We start from the raw sequence: 16,203 nt of genomic DNA on the forward strand, positions 1-16,203 counted from the left end.
GCACCACGACGAACAGGAGTGCCTTGAGCGCGCCACAGCCGGGTTCGACCGCACCTGGGATCATCCGCAACTTCTGCATCATCGCCCACATCGACCACGGCAAGTCGACGTTGGCCGATCGGATGCTGCAGCTGACCGAGGTCGTGGACCCCCGCGCGATGCGCGCCCAGTACCTCGACCGGATGGACATCGAGCGCGAGCGCGGCATCACCATCAAGTCGCAGGCCGTTCGCATGCCGTGGACGGTGGACGGCGAGGTGCACGTGCTCAACATGATCGACACCCCTGGCCACGTCGACTTCACCTACGAGGTCTCCCGTTCGTTGGCCGCCTGCGAGGGTGCCGTGCTGCTGGTCGACGCCGCCCAGGGCATCGAGGCCCAGACGCTGGCGAACCTCTACCTGGCCATGGAGAACGACCTCACGATCATCCCCGTGCTGAACAAGATCGACCTGCCCGGGGCGCAGCCCGAGAAGTACGCGGCCGAGCTGGCCGGCCTGGTCGGCTGCGACCCCGAGGACGTGCTCCGGGTCTCGGCGAAGACCGGCGAGGGCGTCCCCGGACTGCTGGACCAGATCGTCGCGCAGATCCCCGCCCCCGTCGGTGATGCCACCGCCCCGGCCCGCGCGCTGATCTTCGACTCGGTCTATGACACCTACCGCGGCGTGGTCACCTACATCCGCGTCGTCGACGGGGAGATCAACCACCGCGAGAAGATCCTCATGATGAGCACCCGGGCCACCCACGAGGTGCTCGAGGTGGGCGTCATCAGCCCCGAGCCGATCCGCTCCGGCGCGCTGGGCGTCGGCGAGGTCGGCTACCTGATCACGGGTGTGAAGGACGTCCGCCAGTCCCGCGTGGGCGACACGGTGACAACGTCCCTTCGACCTGCCCAGCAGGACCTGGGTGGTTATCGCCACCCGAACCCGATGGTCTTCGCGGGCCTGTACCCGATCGACGGCAATGACTTCCCCGAACTGCGCGAGGCGCTGGAGAAGCTCCAGCTCAACGACGCCGCGCTGACCTATGAGCCCGAGACCTCCGGCGCCCTGGGCTTCGGCTTCCGCGTCGGCTTCCTCGGGCTGCTGCACATGGAGATCGTCCGCGAGCGCCTGGAGCGCGAGTTCAACCTGGACCTCATCTCCACCGCGCCCAACGTGGTCTACCGGGTCGTGATGGACGACGGCAAGGAGTTCATCGTCACCAACCCGTCCGAGTTCCCCGAGGGCAAGGTCGACAAGGTCTACGAGCCGGTCGCGAAGGCGACGATCCTGACGCCGACCGAGTACATCGGCACGATCATGGAGCTCTGCCAGACCAAGCGAGGCATCCAGACCGGGATGGACTACCTGTCCGAGGACCGCGTCGAGATCCGCTACGTGCTGCCGATGGGCGAGATCGTCTTCGACTTCTTCGACGCCCTGAAGAGCCGCACGAAGGGCTATGCCTCCCTCGACTACGACGTCGCCGGCGAGGAGGCTGCCGACCTGGTCAAGGTCGACATCCTGCTGCACGGCGAGCCGGTCGACGCCTTCAGCGCGATCGTGCACAAGGACAAGGCCTATGCGTACGGCGTCGCGATGGCCGCGAAGCTGCGTGAGCTGATCCCGCGCCAGCAGTTCGAGGTGCCCATCCAGGCCGCCATCGGCTCCCGGGTGATCGCCCGCGAGACCATCCGTGCCATCCGCAAGGACGTGCTGGCGAAGTGCTACGGCGGCGACATCAGCCGCAAGCGCAAGCTGCTGGAGAAGCAGAAGGAGGGCAAGAAGCGCATGAAGATGGTCGGACGCGTGGAGGTGCCCCAGGAGGCCTTCGTGGCCGCGCTGCAGACCGGTGAGGGCGGCAAGGACAAGGAGGGCAAGGGCGGCAAGTAGCCCTGTGCTCTCAGCGCAGACGAGCGGACGCACGCGCGCTGACGGTACGCTCGGGGAACCGGCGGCCAAGCCACTCCCCAGGCGGTCTGTCGGCGCCCACCCACCAGGAGGCCGCCCGCGATGATCCGTTTCACCGACGTCACGAAGGTCTACCCGGACGGCACGACCGCCGTCGGGGGCCTCGATCTGACGGCGCCCACCGGCCAGATCACGGTCTTCGTCGGCCCCTCGGGCTGCGGCAAGACCACCTCGCTGCGCATGGTGAACCGGATGATCGAGCCCACCAGCGGCACCATCGAGGTGGACGGCGTGGACACCGCCACGATGGACGCCAGCCAGTTGCGCCGGGGCATCGGCTACGTGATCCAGAGCGGGGGACTGTTCCCGCACCGCACCATCCTCGACAACATCACCACGGTCCCGCGGCTGCTCGGCGTCGGGAAGGCGCCCGCGCGATCGCACGCGATGGAGCTGATGGAACGCGTCGGCCTCGACCCCAAGCTCGCGCGACGCTACCCCTCGCAGTTGTCGGGTGGCCAGCAGCAGCGCGTCGGCGTGGCCCGTGCGCTGGCCGCGGACCCGCCCGTGATGTTGATGGACGAGCCCTTCAGCGCCGTCGACCCACAGGTGCGCGAGCAGTTGCAGGATGAGTTCCTGCGGCTGCAGGCGGACATCGGCAAGACGATCCTGTTCGTCACCCACGACATCGACGAGGCGGTCAAGCTCGGTGACCAGGTGGCCGTGCTGCGCGTTGGTGGAACCGTCTCCCAGATCGGCCCGCCGCACAAACTGCTCACCGACCCGGTGGACGACTTCGTCGCCGACTTCATCGGCCGCGACCGCGGTTACCGCGGGCTCGCCTTCGCCCACGTCCCCGACCTTCCCATCAATCCCGAACCGACGGTGCTGCTCGACTCCGACGCCGAGACCGCACGCCGCGTCGCCGGGAACCAGAAGTGGCTGCTCGTGGTCGACGAGGACAACCGTCCGATGGGCTGGACGGAACCCGCGACCGCGCCCGGGACGATCACCCGCACGCACCTGCACCGAGGCGGGACGGTTGCCCGTCGCGGCGGCTCCCTGCGCTCGGCGCTGGACGCTGCCCTGTCGTCCCCCAGCCGCCGCGGCGTGGTCGTCGACGAAGAGGGTGCCCTGCTGGGCACCGTGCTGGCCCACGAGGTGCTTGACCAGATCGAGCGGACCCCGGCGGAGGGGGCCAGCGCATGAACTGGTTCCTCGACCATGTGCCGCAGGTGGCCGAGCTGATGGGCAACCATGCCCGGCTCGCCGCGCTGCCGTTGGTGTTCGGGCTGTTGCTGGCGCTGCCGCTGGGCTGGCTGGCCCGTCGCGTCCCGGCGCTGTACACCCCGCTGGTCGCGCTGGCAGGCCTGCTCTACACGATCCCCAGCCTGGCGTTGTTCATCCTGATGCCCCTGGTGCTCGGCACGGGCATCCTCGACCCCACCAATGTCGTGGTCGCCCTGACGCTGTACACGGTGGCCTTGCTGGTGCGAACCGTCGCGGACGGGCTGGGTTCGGTGCCCGAGGAGGTCGCCCAAGCCGCCTCCGCCATGGGCATCGGACGGGTGCGTCGCCTGTTCACCGTCGAGTTGCCGCTCGCGGTTCCGGTGATCTCGGCCGGGCTGAGGGTGGCGGCGGTCAGCAATGTCTCCATCGTCTCGATCGCCGCCCTGATCGGGGTCCCGCAGCTCGGTTCGCTGTTCACCGACGGGTTCGCCCGCAACTTCCCGACCGAGATCGTCGTCGGCATCATCGCCTGCATCGTCCTCGCGCTGGTCTTCGACCTCGTCATCATCGCCGTGACCCGCCTGCTCACACCATGGGAGCGCGCCACGCGTGCGGTCAGGGGTGCCGCATGAACAAGATCTGGGCCTGGCTCACCGACCCCGCCAACTGGCGAGGTGACGACGGAGCGCTCGCGCTCATCTGGCAACACCTCGGGTACAGCGCGCTCGCGCTGCTGATCGCCTGCCTGATCGGAATCCCCCTGGGGCTGTTCATCGGCCACACCGGCCGCGGACGAGTCCTGGTGGTCAACCTGGTCAATGGCATGCGCTCGGTTCCCACCCTCGGCCTGCTCTACGTCGCGGTGCTGGTGGTCGGTCCGCGGATCGGGGGCGACAACGCCTTCCTCGTCCCGGCCATCTTCGTGCTCGTCCTGCTCGCCGTCCCGCCCGTGCTGGCCGGCGCCTACTCGGGCGTGGACTCCACTCCGCCCGGGGCCCGGGACGCGGCCAAGGGGATGGGCATGACACCCGGCCAGGTGTTGCGACAGGTGGAACTGCCGTGCGCCCTGCCGCTGCTGTTCAGCGGCATCCGCTCGGCCGCGCTCCAGGTGGTCGCCACCGCGACGCTGGCGGCCTTCGTCAGCCTCGGCGGCCTGGGACGGCTGCTGCAGTTCGGCCAGGCCAACCAGGACTACGGGATGATGGGCGCCGGTGCCGTACTGGTCGGACTGCTGGCGCTGGCCGTGGACGGACTCTTCGCGCTCGTCCAGCGCAGCGTCGTCTCACCCGGCCTGAGCGGACGACGCGTCCGCAGCCGGGCGCTCCCGGAACCACAGTCCTGACCTCGAAACCCCGAAGCCTCCAAACCCGGACCCCTCGAATCCCGTGACCAACCCACGAAGGAGAAGAAGATGAAGCGCAGGACCCTGCTGGGCGCCGGCACCGGACTCGCCGCCCTCACCACGCTGGCCGCATGCGGCGGGTCGTCCGATCCGCTGGCCACCGCTGACTCGACCGCAACGGCCGGTGGCAGCGCCGCCGGTGACTCGATCGTGGTCGGCTCGGCGAACTTCCCCGAGAGCGAGCTGCTGGCCGACATCTACGCCGGCGCGCTGAAGGCCAAGGGCGTCGCCGTCACCACCAAGCTCAACATCGCCAGCCGCGAGACCTACATCCCGGCGCTGCAGAAGGGCGAGATCAACCTCGTCCCCGAGTACACCGGCAACCTGGCCCGCTACCTCGACAAGTCCGCCGACATCAGCGATTCCGACAAGGCGCTGGCCTCCCTGAAGAAGGCGCTGCCAGACACGTTGACCGCGCTGACCCCCTCGGCCGCCGAGGACAAGGACTCGATGGTCGTCACCCGTGCCACCGCCGACAAGTACTCCCTGAAGGCGATCGGTGACCTGTCGGCGCATGCCGCCGAGCTGGTGCTGGGCGCCCCGCCGGAGTTCAAGACGCGAGTGGACGGGGTGGACGGCCTCAAGCGTGTCTACGGCCTCACCTTCAAGCAGTTCAAGGCGCTGGATGCCGCCGGGCCGCTGAGCGTCCAGGCGCTCAAGAACGGCCAGGTGCAGGTGGCGAACCTGTTCTCCACCGACCCGAACGTGGCCGCCAACGACTTCGTCGTGCTGGACGACCCGAAGTTCCTGTTCGGCGCGCAGAACATCGTCCCCGTGGTGACCAAGGCGAAGGCCAGCGAGGCCGTGACCGCGGCCCTGGACGCCGTCTCGGCCAAGCTGACCACCGAGGTCGTCACCGACCTGGTGAAGAAGGTGGTCATCGACAAGGAGGACGCGGCCGACGTCGCCGATGCCTGGCTGAAGGACAACCAGCTCGCCTGATGCCGCTTTCCTTTGCGGTTCGAGCTTTGCGGGGCCCGCACCTTTGCTAGTTTTCCGGGATCGGCCACAACTGGTCGTCGAACCTCCGGGAAGAAGCAACGATGCTCGTCCTCCACACCACCATCGCCATCGCAGCGTGTGTGCTGCTCATCATCAGGTTCAAGATCGACCCGGTGATCTCGTTGGTGGTCGCCTCGCTGTACCTGGGCCTTGCCGGCGGAGTCGGTTTCCCGGGGACGGTCGAGGCGATCACCAAGGGCTTCGGCAACATCATGACCAGCGTGGGCCTGCTGATCGGCTTCGGCGTGCTCATCGGTGCTCTGCTGCACACCACGGGTGCCTTCACCAAGATGGTGACGGCGCTGCTGCGCCTGTTCGGCCCCCAGCGCATCCCCTTCGGGCTCGCGTTGGCGCTGGGCACGATCTTCCCGTCGATCTACGTGGACGTGCAGGTGGTGCTCGCCGCCCCGGTCGCCCGGCAGGCGGCACGGCACATGGGACGCAACGGGCTCGGCCTGATGGCAGCTGCCCTGGGCATCGGCATCTTCTCCGGCTACGTATTCGTCGTCCCCGGCCTGTCGGCCATCTCGATCGCGGGCCTGATGTCGATCCCGCTGGGCACCTACCTGCTGTACGGCATCATCATCGGCCCACTCACGGCCTTCCTGACCGTGTTGATCTTCCGTGTGATGCTGCGGTTCGGGTGGTGGAATCCAGACACCGACGAGGACGATGCCGAGGCGCTGCGCGAGGTGGAGGAGCGCGAGCTGGCCGCTGCCCAGGACCTGTCCGGAACCCCGCCGCTGGCGCTCTCCCTGCTGCCGATCCTGGTGCCGCTGGTGATGATCGCGTTCGGGGCCTTCGCCGAACTGTTCGGGTTCACCAACCAGTTCATCGACTTCCTCGGCAACGCGAACGTCGCCCTCTTCGTCGGCCTGTTGATGGCCTACGTGCTGGCCCGCCGCACCGTCGGGCAGGACGCCACCCAGGAGGCCTTCTCGGACGGCCTGCACACCACCGGTGAGATCCTGCTGGTCACCGGCATCGGCGGCTCGCTGGGCGCGGTGATCAAGGCGACGGGGCTCGCCAAGGTGCTGGGCGACATGTTCGGCACCGACTCGGGCTCGTCGGCGGTCGTCGTCATCCTGCTGGCCTGGTTCGTCGCGGCCGTGCTGCACCTGGCCATCGGTTCGGTCTCGGTCGCCGCCATCACCGGCGCCGGCATCATCGCCCCGCTGATGAGCTCCATCGAGGTCGCGCCAGTCGCCGTCGGTCTGGCGATCGCCGCCGGCGCCCTGTTCGCGTTGCACGTGAACTCGAACTTCTTCTGGATGTTCAAGTCGCTGCTCGGCCTGACCACGAAGGGCTCGTTGAAGACGATGACGACGGTGACGACGATCGGCTCCCTGGTGGCGCTGCCGATGGTGATGGCGGTCGCCCTCGTCAGCTGAGCGGCTCGTTCGGCAGCGGCACTACTTCAGGCCGGAGGTCTCCACGCCCTCGACGAGGAAGCGCTGCAGGAACAGGAAGACACCGACGACGGGGATGATCGCCACCAGCGCCCCGGCGAACAGCACGGGGTAGTTGACGCCCTGGCTGGTCATGAACTGGCTGAGTGTCACCTGCACCGTCCGGGTGTTCTCGCGGCCGATCAACAGCGGCCACAGGAAGGCATTCCAGGAGCCGATGAAGGTGATGGTCCCGACCGCCCCGACGATGCCGAGCGAGTTGGGGGCGACGACGCGCCAGAAGGTGGTCCAGGGGTTGGCGCCGTCGACGCGGGCGGCCTCCTCGAGCTCCACGGGGAAGCCCAGGAAGTTCTGCCGGAACAGGTAGGTGGCGAAGGCGGAGAACAGGCCGGGCACCACCAGGCCGCGGTAGCTGTCGATCCAGCCGAGCTGCGCGGTCATCACGAACATCGGGATGAAGGTGACCGCGGCCGGAACCATCAGGGTGAACAGCGTCAGGCCCAGCAGTGCCCGGGACAGCCGATTGTCGTACCGGGCCAGGGCATAACCAGCGAGCAGCGAGATGAGCAGCGTGAGCGATGTCTGCGTGATCGACATCACCGCGGAGTGCAGCATCGAGGACGCCATCGAGACATTTCCGTCCTCGAACAGGGCCCGGAAGTTGGTGAGGTCGAGCTGGTCGGGCAGCCACCGCCAGCGCGCGGCGGTGATCAGCCGGTTGGATGCGAAGGCATTGCGCACCAGCACGTAGAAGGGCAGCAGGAAGAGCACCGCCAGCACGCACAACAGCGCATAGCGCAGGCCCAGCCATCCGCGGTTGCGTCCGCGTCCCGGGGCGCTCATCGTCGTTGCCTTGTCATGACGCGTCCGCCTTCTCGGTGCGATTGACCAGCCAGTTCTGCACGAGCCCGAAGAAGACGATCAGGGCGGTGATGATCATCGTCCCGGCGCCGCCGAGACCGAGGTCCTGCTGGCCGCCGCCGATCGAGATCAGGTACAGGTGCACCAGCGGGGGACGGGCATAGGGCGGGTAGGAGCCCATCGTGCCCAACAGGTTGAAGAACTCGTCGAAGGCCTGGAAGGCGCCGATCAGGAGCAGCATCAGCACGGCCACCGATGTGGCCCGCAGCTGGGGGAGCGTGATGTGGCGCAACAGCCGCCAGCCGGTCGCACCGTCGAGGGCAGCGGCCTCGTAGGTCTCCAGCGGGATCTTGTTGAGGCCGGCGATGAACAAGATCATGTAGAAGCCGGCCTGCAGCCACAGCCGCAGGCTGACCAGCACCAGCCAGTACCAGGAGTTCGTCCCACCCAGCCAGTTCACGTTCTCGCCGCCCACCTGGCGCAGCAGCGAGTTGACCAGCCCGAATCGGGTGCCGGAGAAGAAGGCCAGACGCCAGATCATCGCCGCGATCACGTAGGAGACGGCGGTGGGGATGAAGAAGACCGAGCGGAAGAAGGCCTGACCGGTCTTGATGCCGTCCAGCAGCAGCGCCAGGCCCAAGGAGGCCACGAAGGTGGCCGGGACGATGAAGGCACTGAAGCCGATGAAGGTGACGATCGACTGCTGGAAGAGCCGGTCGCCCAGCAGGTAGCGGTAGTTGTCGAGGCCGACGAACTTCGTCGGCGTGACGGTGTTGCGGGCGTCGAAGAAGGAGAGGTACGCGCTCCAGAAGATCGGGATGTAGACGAACAGCGCCAACCCGATCACGAAGGGCGCGACGAAGGCGAGGAACCACCAGGTGCTTCCCTGATGGCCCCCCACCCGTCGCAGGAATCCCTTCATCAGCCCTTGATGCGCTTGAGCTCGGAGGTGATCTTGGTGCCGACCGTGGCGAACTCCTTGGCCGGGTCGGCCTTCTTCTTGATCACATTGCTGACCGCGGCCGAGTAGGCATCACCCATGGCGCCCGACCACAGGATGTCGCTGGCGGGCTTGCCGAAGTCGGTGAGGATCTTCGCGGCATCGGCGCCGGCGCCGTCGGCGAGCTTCGTGCAGCGGGGCGCCAGCTCGGTCTGGGCGGGAACGTGGGTGCCGTAGTTGTTCGCGAAGTCCACCTGGTCGTCGACCTGGTCGACCCACAACCACTTCACGTACTGCTTGGCGGCCTCGACGTTCTTGCCCTTGGCGGCGACGCAGGAGCCGAAGGCGCCGAACATGGTCGCCTGCTTGCCGGCGGCCCCGACGGCGGGGAAGGGGATGACGCCGAAGTCGTCGCCGAGCGCCTTCTCGATGTCGGTCATCGACCACAGGCCACCCCACTGCATAGCGCACTCCTCGTTCGCGAACGGGGAGCCGTCGTACCAGTCCTTCGAGGCCGACTGCAGCAGCCCGCCACCGTTGAACAGCTTGTCGCGGTAGTCGGTGAGCGCGGTGTAGAAGTTCTGGTTCAGGAAGCCCGCGCCGGTGCGATCGGCGTTCAGCTGGGAGTTGCCGGACGCGTACAGCAGCGCCGTGCCGATCGGGCCGATGCCGTCGTTGCCGACGAACAGGCCGCCCATGTCCTTGGTCTTGACCTTGTTGGCCACGTTGACCAGTTCGTCGAAGGTGGTGGGAGCCTGCACGCCCGCCTTCTCCAGGATCGACTTGCGGTAGTACAGCAGGTGCATGTCGACGACCTGCGGGATGCCGTAGATCTTGCCCTCATAGGTCATGCGGTTGAGCAGCTCGGTGTTGAACTTGCTCTTCGCGTCGCCGATGACGTCCGTGAGGTCGGCCACCTGACCGGCCTGGATCATGTCGATGCTCGGGCCCATCTCGGACTCGAAGACGTCCGGGATGTCGGCCGTCAACAGTGCGGCCGACAGCAGCTTCGCGTAGTCGCCGACATTCCACTTCACGGTGACCTTGGCCGGGTCGTAGGCGGCGGCGTACTTCTTGACCGCCTCCTGGGTGCCCGCCTCGCCGTACTCGTGGTACCACTGCGTCAGGGCCACGGACGATGCGGAGCCTGCCCCGGAGGCAGCGGTGCTCGACGACGAGCCGCTCGACAGGCCTCCGTCATTGGAGCCGCAGGCGGCCAGGGCGGTGGCGGTGGCCGCCGCGCCGGACAGGGTGAGGAAATGGCGCCGGTTGAAAGTCATGGCCGGAGCCTATTGCGTCGGTCCGGCAAATCGGAGGATGCTCGGCACTCGATCCTGCCGGTCGGCTCACGGCGCAACCGGGTGGGCGCACCGGGGCGCTGGGTAGGGTTGGCGGGTGCCATCCACCCTGCCTGACGGTGAACCCGTCCCCACCGACGGTTCACTGCCGGCACCCGCGGTCGTGGACCTGACCCGAACACCCCTCTCGATCTACCTGCACGTGCCGTTCTGCTCGACGCGCTGTGGATATTGTGACTTCAACACCTACACAGCCAACGAGCTGCAGGGCACCGGGACGAGCGACTACCTCGCCGCAGCGCACGCCGAGATCGACCTGGCCGCACGCATTCTGGACGGCGCCCCGCCCGCGTCCACGATCTTCGTCGGCGGTGGCACCCCGACGCTGCTGACCGGCGCTGAGCTGGGTGGACTTGTGGCACACGTCCGAGACGTGATCGGGCTGGCGCCTGACGCGGAGGTGACCACCGAGGCCAACCCCGAGACCGTCACCCCCCAGTTGCTCGACGAGTTGTTGGCCACCGGTTTCACCCGGATGAGCTTGGGCATGCAGTCCGCGACCCCGTCCGTGTTGCGCCTGCTGGACCGCGTCCACACCCCCGGACGGGCGGTCGAGGTCGCCCGGATGGCCCACGCGGCAGGATTCGCCGACGTCTCGCTCGACCTCATCTACGGTACGCCGGGGGAGTCGCTGGACGACTGGCGCACTTCACTTGAGACCGCTCTGTCGGCCGACCCGGAGCACATCAGCGCCTACGCACTCATCATCGAGGACGGCACGCGGCTGGCCCGTCGGATCGAGCGCGGTGAGGTGCCGATGACCGACGACGACGACCTGGCGGACAAGTACCTGCTGGCTGAGGAGGTGCTCACCAAGGCGGGTCTGGACGCCTATGAGGTGAGCAACTGGTCGCGCGGCGTGCAGCACCGCGCACGCCACAACATGGCCTACTGGCTCGGGCACAACTGGTGGGGCATCGGGCCTGGCGCGCACAGCCACGTCGGCGGGGTCCGTTGGTGGAATGTCAAGCATCCGCGCAGCTATGCCGCCGCCTTGGCCGCGGGACGCTCACCCGGCGCGGGACGCGAGGTCCTGAATCCCGATGACCGGCGGGTGGAGCGGGTGCTGTTGGAACTGCGCCTCTCGGACGGGCTGCCGGTGGAAGTGCTGACCGACTCCGAGGCCGAGCGGGTCCACGCCGTGGTGGACTCGGGTCTGGGTGAGCTGCGCAACCAGAACCTGGTGCTCACCCTGCGTGGACGCCTGCTCGCTGACGCCGTCATTCGCGACCTGCTGGACTGACCGCCATGGCAAGCCCGTTCTTTCGTCTGGAACTGCTCGTCGATGGCGGGCCGGAGCAGGTCTGGGCGCGGTTGTGGGACCTCGACCGGCACACGGCCTCGGTGCCGCTCACCCGAGTTGGAAGTGATGACGGCGCCCTGCGCCACGGCTCCCGATTCGTCGCCCGGACCACCGTCGGACCGATCGGTTTCGACGACGTGATGGTCGTTGACGGATGGGAACCGCCGTCACTGGCCGCCATCACCAAGTGCGGCCGCCTGCTGACCGGAACCATCACCGTCGAACTGGCCGCCGAGGGCGAGCGCACCCGGGTCGTCTGGACCCAGCACTACGGCGCCCGCGGGGTCCCGGACCGGGCCGCGGCCCTCGTCCGTCCGGTCGTTGCAGCCGGGTATCGACGCAGCCTGCGCGCCATCCTCGCCCCGTGAGCGCGCGGCGGTAGCCTCGACGTCCGAACGGAAGGACGGATGTGGATCGCTACAGCAAGGACGTGCTCACCCCCGGGTGGCAGCGGGGCAACAAGCCCGTCACCACGGACGTGCCGATGGAGATCGGGATGGTCGTCGAGGAGCCCAAGACCGGCTTCTGCGGCGCCATCGTCAAGTGGGAGCACGGCGTGGTCGTCCTCGAGGACTACAAGCTGAAGCGGCGGTCGTTCCCCGTCGGCCCCGGTTTCCTGCTGGAGGGCCAGCCGGTGGCGCTGCGGGTGCCGCCACGGCAGGGCAGTGCCCAGGGCAAGTACACGGCCTCGGGTTCGCGGGCGGTCCCGTCCGGCCCGGCGAAGGTGGCGCTCCCGAGCCGGATCTACGTCGAGGGACGCCACGACGCCGAACTGGTGGAGAAGGTGTGGGGCGATGACCTGCGCCATGTCGGCGTGGTCGTGGAGTACCTGGGTGGCATCGACGACCTGGTCGGCATCGTCGCCGAGTTCCGTCCCGAGAAGGGACGACGTCTCGGCGTGCTGGTCGACCACCTGGTCTCCGGCTCCAAGGAGTCGCGGATCGCGGCCGATGTCGCCCGCGGCGGCTACGGCGACTACGTGATGATCACCGGCCACCGCTTCATCGACATCTGGCAGGCGGTGCTGCCGTCCCGGATCGGGCTGAAGAAGTGGCCCGAGGTCCCCAAGGACCAGGACTGGAAGAAGGGGACGCTCGCGGCGCTGAACCTGCCACACGCCGACCAGAAGGACGTCGCCCAGGCCTGGCAGGCGATCTTGGCCCGGGTCACCAGCTGGCGCGACCTGGACCCCAAGTTCAACACCGAGATGGAGAAGCTGATCGACTTCGTCACCCAGGACCACATCGACGAGGGCTAGCGGTCACGACGCCTAGCGGCGGGCATCGACCAGGGCGCACGCACCGCTGGACAGCACCAGCCTGTCGGCGGTGACTAAGGTGAGTGACTCGGCTTGCGCCTGCGCGATGATCAGCGCGTCGAATGGGTCGTTGTGGGGGAGCTCCACGCTCGCCGCATGCAGACTGTGCACAGCGGTGACCGGCAACTCCTGCACCCCAGCCATCTGGATGCCCTCAACGAGGCCTGGGCCGATGACGAATCGACCACGACGTTGCTTCAACACCAGTTCCCAGACCGAGGCAGCGGAGTAGCGGACGGACCCGCCCCCGGTGATCAGGCGCCGGGCGGTGGGCCCGAGCCGCTCCGAGTCCTCCAGCAGCCAGACGAGGACGTGGGTGTCCAGCAGCAGGTCAGAGGAGTTCGGCATCCGTGGGGCTCTCCGTGAGGGCGTCGACCAGGTCGTCGGGTCCGTCGAGGAGGTCGTCGGCGTCGGCGTCCGAAAGCAGGATCTGCCCCCTCATGGTCCCGAACACGATGTCGGCACGGCGATGGGGGACGAGGTCCGCGACCGGCTTTCCCGCCCGTGCGATGGTGACGGTCTGACCTGCCTCGACCGCCTCGAGCAGGCGTGAGAGGTGGGTTTTCGCCTCATGGATGTTGACCGTGGACATGCCGCCATTGTGCGACTTAGTCCGACTTAGTTCAAGCATCTGGTCGATGTAGCATGACCACATGGCAGGCATGGATGAGGTCCTCACGCTGATGCAGGAGGTTGCCGCCGAGGTGATCGATCCTCGCTTCCGGGCGCTCGCGTCCGGTGAGGTGGACCAGAAGAACCCGGGCGACTACGTTACGATCGCCGACCGCGAGTCCGAGCTGTTGCTCACCGCGGCCCTCCCGAAGCACTTCCCGGGAGCGGTGGTCGTGGGTGAGGAGGCCACCTTCCTCGACCCGACCATCCTCGACCGACTGGACGACGAACACGTCTTCCTCGTCGACCCGGTCGACGGCACCCGGAACTTCGTCAAGGGCAGCCCCGACCACGGCGTGATGGTCGCCGAACTGCAGCGCGGTGAACCCGTCCGCTCCTGGATCTGGCAGCCGCAGCACGGCGTCGCCTACCTGGCCGAGAAGGGTTCCGGGGCCCACCGCCGCGACGCCAGCTCCGACGAGGTGCTGCGGGTCGGAGCGGCACCCGAGCAGCCGCGTGGGGCGACCTCCAAGGGCTCCCGATTCGGCTTCGATGCCGACGGCCGCCTGGCCTCCGTGGTCTCCAGCATCTGGTGCGTCGCCCTGGACTACCCGCGCGTCGTCGAGGGCCAGCTCGACTACCTCGTCTACAAGAACCTGAAGCCCTGGGACCACGTGCCCTGCACCCTGTTGCTGCGCGAGGCCGGTGGGGTTGCCATCACCTTCGACGGGGACGACTACCGTCCCGCCTCGACCGGCCCCGGCCTGGTTGCGGCGGTCTCGCCAGAGGTTGCGCAGTTGGTCGTCGACACCTGGCAGGCGCCCTGACCGCTCCCGGCTCGGGGCGAGTGGGCCGGCTCAGTGCGCGTGCGGCTGGTTCAGCAGCGGCAGCATCTTGTCCTTGGTGACCCCGGCGCGGGCCAACTCGTCGAAGACCAACGGCAGCCGGTCGGCGACGTCCTGGCGGTCGAAGGGCCAGTCGTACTGCTCGGCGCCGTTGAGATCGGCCAGGGCCTCGTCCAGGGAGACTCCCTTGCGCACCAGGTCTTCGGCGACGCCGTAGAGCGCCGACAGGTCGGCGCGCTGCTGCAGCACCACGTCCATCCCGACCGGGTCGCCGTGCCCGGGGATGAACAGCACGTCGACGTCCTCCCGGAGGTGCTTCACCGCGCCGTCGATCGCCTTGGGCCAGTCCTTGAGCGTGGAGTCGGGCCCGATCGCGGGCGCACCGGAGGTCTCGACGAGGTCGCCGGTGAAGATCACCTCGGCGTCGGGCACCAGCACGAACAGGTCACCGTCGGTGTGTCCCTTGCCCAGGTGGACGACCTCGACGTGGCGGCCCCCGAGGTCAACGGCCTTGATCATCCCGATCTCCTGGCTGGGTGCCACGACCTCCGAGAGCTCGAAGCCGAGCTGCTCGCGCACCACCTCGGCGCCGATGTCGGGATCGTCACCGCTGAGGTGGGCCATCAACGAGTCGTGCCCGATCGAGGTGACGTCGGGGATGCCGGCCAGGCCGAAGAAGTGGTCGAAGTGCCAGTGGGTCACCACGACATGGGTCACCGGGCGGCCCACCAACTCCTTGGCGGACTCGGCCAGTGCCCGTCCCTGTTCGGGCGAGGAACCCGTGTCCACCAACAACACCCCGGTCTCGCCGACCACCAGGCCGGCGTTCACCGAAGCCGGTTCCAGGCGCACCCAGAAGACGCCGTCGCGGACCTGCTGCCATTCACCCATCGAGAACTCACGCACGCCGTGAGGCTACCAAGCGGCCGCTAGACTGGCACTCGCGTTGGGTGAGTGCCAAACTGCCGTGCTGGAAACCTGACGCGACGGCGGCTTGGAACAGGGGAGGGACGAATGCTGGACGACCGCAAGATGGACGTGCTCAAGGCGATCGTGACCGACTACGTGTCCAGCCAGGAGCCCGTCGGGTCGAAGGCGCTGGTCGAGCGCCATCAGCTCAAGGTCTCCCCGGCGACCGTCCGCAATGACATGGCGGTGCTGGAGGAGGAGGGCTACATCACCCAGCCCCACACCAGCGCCGGACGCATCCCCACCGACAAGGGCTATCGCCTCTTCGTCGACCGGATCGCCACCGTCAAGCCGTTGTCGGCGGCGGAGAAGCGCGCGATCCAGGCCTTCATGACCGGAGCCCTCGACGTCGACGACATCGTCACCCGCACCGTCCGGTTGCTGGCCCAGATCACCCAGCAGGTCGCGATCGTCCAGTACCCCATCGCCTCCTCGGCGGTCGTCCGGCACGTCGAACTGGTCCCGCTGACCATCGACCGCGTGCTGGTGATCGTGATCAACTCCACCGGACGGGTGGAGCAGCGCGCCATCGAGGTCGTCGCGGACGAGTCCGCGCTGGCGCGGCTGCGCGACCGCCTCAACGCCGCGCTGGTTGGGCACGCGCCCGGCCCGGCGGCCGAGCGGCTCAGCAACCTGTTGGGGGAACTGCCGGCTGAGGATCGCCACGGTGCCGCGAGCGTCGTGGCCACCGTGCTGGAGATGCTGGCGACCGACCCGTCCACCCGTGTCGTGGTCGGTGGCGTGCCGAACCTGACCCGCTTCGGCGACCAGTTCGAGACCACGGTCAAGCCCGTGCTCGAGGCGCTGGAGGAGCAGGTCGTCCTGCTGCACCTGCTCGGCGAGGCCTACGGCAGCGCCGGCGACGTGACCGTCCGCATCGGTCACGAGAACCCCTATGAACCCCTGCAGACCACCTCCCTGGTGGCGAGCACCTATGGGAACCCCGACGACGCCTTTGCCACCCTCGGCATCGTCGGCCCCACCCGGATGGACTACCCCTCCACGATGGCCTCGGTGCGAGCCGTGGCCCGCTATGTCGGACGATTCCTGGCAGAAGGATGA

General features: G+C 68.1%; 17 protein-coding genes. 11 read left to right on the forward strand and 6 right to left on the reverse strand.

The features are described from left to right. Positions 1 to 23: 23 nt before the first annotated feature. The 6 genes from lepA (at position 24) to ABD089_RS02815 (ending at position 6,917) form a co-directional block, all read left to right on the forward strand. Complete coding sequence (gene lepA / locus ABD089_RS02790; RefSeq protein ID WP_343884684.1) at positions 24 to 1,874, forward strand: translation elongation factor 4; 1,851 nt, start codon at positions 24 to 26, stop codon at positions 1,872 to 1,874. Positions 1,875 to 1,994: 120 nt separating this feature from the next. Further along, a complete protein-coding gene (locus ABD089_RS02795) occupies positions 1,995 to 3,101 on the forward strand; it encodes an ABC transporter ATP-binding protein (protein WP_343884685.1) in 1,107 nt (368 codons plus the stop codon). Next, entirely contained in the window at positions 3,098 to 3,754 is a 657-nt protein-coding gene (locus ABD089_RS02800) for an ABC transporter permease (protein WP_343884686.1), read from the forward strand. Before ABD089_RS02795 ends, ABD089_RS02800 begins: the two co-directional genes overlap by 4 nt. Beyond that, on the forward strand, positions 3,751 to 4,464 hold the full coding sequence (locus ABD089_RS02805; RefSeq protein ID WP_343884687.1) for an ABC transporter permease: 714 nt from the start codon (positions 3,751 to 3,753) through the stop codon (positions 4,462 to 4,464). The genes ABD089_RS02800 and ABD089_RS02805 overlap by 4 nt, the downstream gene beginning before the upstream one ends. Positions 4,465 to 4,533: 69 nt before the next feature. Beyond that, entirely contained in the window at positions 4,534 to 5,466 is a 933-nt protein-coding gene (locus ABD089_RS02810) for an ABC transporter substrate-binding protein (protein ID WP_343884688.1), read from the forward strand. Between the two features lie 101 nt (positions 5,467 to 5,567). Beyond that, positions 5,568 to 6,917, forward strand: coding sequence for a GntP family permease (locus tag ABD089_RS02815; RefSeq protein ID WP_343884689.1), 1,350 nt, complete (start codon positions 5,568 to 5,570; stop codon positions 6,915 to 6,917). Between the two features lie 21 nt (positions 6,918 to 6,938). Here the strand turns inward: ABD089_RS02815 and ABD089_RS02820 are convergent, their stop codons facing one another. The 3 genes from ABD089_RS02820 to ABD089_RS02830 are packed head-to-tail and all read right to left on the reverse strand — an operon-like array spanning position 6,939 to position 10,016. Beyond that, positions 6,939 to 7,778, reverse strand: coding sequence for a carbohydrate ABC transporter permease (locus ABD089_RS02820; RefSeq protein WP_343884690.1), 840 nt, complete (start codon positions 7,776 to 7,778; stop codon positions 6,939 to 6,941). A 13-nt stretch (positions 7,779 to 7,791) separates the two neighbouring features. Continuing rightward, on the reverse strand, positions 7,792 to 8,718 hold the full coding sequence (locus ABD089_RS02825) for a carbohydrate ABC transporter permease (RefSeq protein WP_343884691.1): 927 nt from the start codon (positions 8,716 to 8,718) through the stop codon (positions 7,792 to 7,794). Continuing rightward, a complete protein-coding gene (locus tag ABD089_RS02830; RefSeq protein ID WP_343884692.1) occupies positions 8,718 to 10,016 on the reverse strand; it encodes an ABC transporter substrate-binding protein in 1,299 nt (432 codons plus the stop codon). Before ABD089_RS02830 ends, ABD089_RS02825 begins: the two co-directional genes overlap by 1 nt. 115 nt (positions 10,017 to 10,131) lie before the next feature. Between ABD089_RS02830 and hemW the strand changes: the two genes are divergently transcribed. From hemW to ABD089_RS02845, 3 genes are read left to right on the forward strand one after another with little or no spacing between them, the layout of a single operon-like run. Continuing rightward, positions 10,132 to 11,337, forward strand: coding sequence for a radical SAM family heme chaperone HemW (hemW, locus tag ABD089_RS02835; protein WP_343884693.1), 1,206 nt, complete (start codon positions 10,132 to 10,134; stop codon positions 11,335 to 11,337). A gap of 5 nt (positions 11,338 to 11,342) precedes the next feature. Beyond that, on the forward strand, positions 11,343 to 11,765 hold the full coding sequence (locus ABD089_RS02840) for an SRPBCC family protein (RefSeq protein WP_343884694.1): 423 nt from the start codon (positions 11,343 to 11,345) through the stop codon (positions 11,763 to 11,765). A gap of 41 nt (positions 11,766 to 11,806) precedes the next feature. Then, on the forward strand, positions 11,807 to 12,655 hold the full coding sequence (locus ABD089_RS02845; protein WP_343884695.1) for a DUF3097 domain-containing protein: 849 nt from the start codon (positions 11,807 to 11,809) through the stop codon (positions 12,653 to 12,655). A 12-nt stretch (positions 12,656 to 12,667) separates the two neighbouring features. Here the strand turns inward: ABD089_RS02845 and ABD089_RS02850 are convergent, their stop codons facing one another. Beyond that, positions 12,668 to 13,063, reverse strand: a complete 396-nt coding sequence (locus ABD089_RS02850; RefSeq protein ID WP_343884696.1) for a type II toxin-antitoxin system VapC family toxin — start codon at positions 13,061 to 13,063, stop codon at positions 12,668 to 12,670. After that, on the reverse strand, positions 13,047 to 13,307 hold the full coding sequence (locus tag ABD089_RS02855) for a type II toxin-antitoxin system Phd/YefM family antitoxin (RefSeq protein WP_343884697.1): 261 nt from the start codon (positions 13,305 to 13,307) through the stop codon (positions 13,047 to 13,049). Before ABD089_RS02855 ends, ABD089_RS02850 begins: the two co-directional genes overlap by 17 nt. A gap of 61 nt (positions 13,308 to 13,368) precedes the next feature. On the opposite strand from ABD089_RS02855, the gene ABD089_RS02860 reads away from it, so the two are divergent. Next, positions 13,369 to 14,154, forward strand: coding sequence for an inositol monophosphatase family protein (locus ABD089_RS02860; protein ID WP_343884698.1), 786 nt, complete (start codon positions 13,369 to 13,371; stop codon positions 14,152 to 14,154). A 30-nt stretch (positions 14,155 to 14,184) separates the two neighbouring features. Here ABD089_RS02860 and ABD089_RS02865 read toward each other — a convergent pair whose 3' ends face one another. Further along, complete coding sequence (locus ABD089_RS02865) at positions 14,185 to 15,078, reverse strand: MBL fold metallo-hydrolase (RefSeq protein ID WP_343884699.1); 894 nt, start codon at positions 15,076 to 15,078, stop codon at positions 14,185 to 14,187. A 108-nt stretch (positions 15,079 to 15,186) separates the two neighbouring features. On the opposite strand from ABD089_RS02865, the gene hrcA reads away from it, so the two are divergent. After that, on the forward strand, positions 15,187 to 16,203 hold the full coding sequence (gene hrcA, locus ABD089_RS02870) for a heat-inducible transcriptional repressor HrcA (protein ID WP_343884700.1): 1,017 nt from the start codon (positions 15,187 to 15,189) through the stop codon (positions 16,201 to 16,203).

The organism is Luteococcus sanguinis, from assembly GCF_039527675.1.
In the GTDB taxonomy this organism is placed as follows: Bacteria; Actinomycetota; Actinomycetes; order Propionibacteriales; family Propionibacteriaceae; genus Luteococcus; species Luteococcus sanguinis.

Bases quoted from the DNA above. Each gene is read 5' to 3' on its own strand.
- ABD089_RS02815 (WP_343884689.1), top strand. From the start codon at position 5,568: ATGCTCGTCCTCCACACCACCATCGCCATCGCAGCGTGTGTGCTGCTC.
- ABD089_RS02800 (WP_343884686.1), top strand. From the start codon at position 3,098: ATGAACTGGTTCCTCGACCATGTGCCGCAGGTGGCCGAGCTGATGGGC.
- hrcA (WP_343884700.1), top strand. From the start codon at position 15,187: ATGCTGGACGACCGCAAGATGGACGTGCTCAAGGCGATCGTGACCGAC.
- ABD089_RS02860 (WP_343884698.1), top strand. From the start codon at position 13,369: ATGGCAGGCATGGATGAGGTCCTCACGCTGATGCAGGAGGTTGCCGCC.
- ABD089_RS02855 (WP_343884697.1), bottom strand. From the start codon at position 13,307: ATGTCCACGGTCAACATCCATGAGGCGAAAACCCACCTCTCACGCCTG.
- ABD089_RS02840 (WP_343884694.1), top strand. From the start codon at position 11,343: ATGGCAAGCCCGTTCTTTCGTCTGGAACTGCTCGTCGATGGCGGGCCG.
- ABD089_RS02825 (WP_343884691.1), bottom strand. From the start codon at position 8,718: ATGAAGGGATTCCTGCGACGGGTGGGGGGCCATCAGGGAAGCACCTGG.
- ABD089_RS02830 (WP_343884692.1), bottom strand. From the start codon at position 10,016: ATGACTTTCAACCGGCGCCATTTCCTCACCCTGTCCGGCGCGGCGGCC.
- ABD089_RS02820 (WP_343884690.1), bottom strand. From the start codon at position 7,778: ATGAGCGCCCCGGGACGCGGACGCAACCGCGGATGGCTGGGCCTGCGC.
- ABD089_RS02795 (WP_343884685.1), top strand. From the start codon at position 1,995: ATGATCCGTTTCACCGACGTCACGAAGGTCTACCCGGACGGCACGACC.
- ABD089_RS02805 (WP_343884687.1), top strand. From the start codon at position 3,751: ATGAACAAGATCTGGGCCTGGCTCACCGACCCCGCCAACTGGCGAGGT.
- ABD089_RS02810 (WP_343884688.1), top strand. From the start codon at position 4,534: ATGAAGCGCAGGACCCTGCTGGGCGCCGGCACCGGACTCGCCGCCCTC.
- ABD089_RS02850 (WP_343884696.1), bottom strand. From the start codon at position 13,063: ATGCCGAACTCCTCTGACCTGCTGCTGGACACCCACGTCCTCGTCTGG.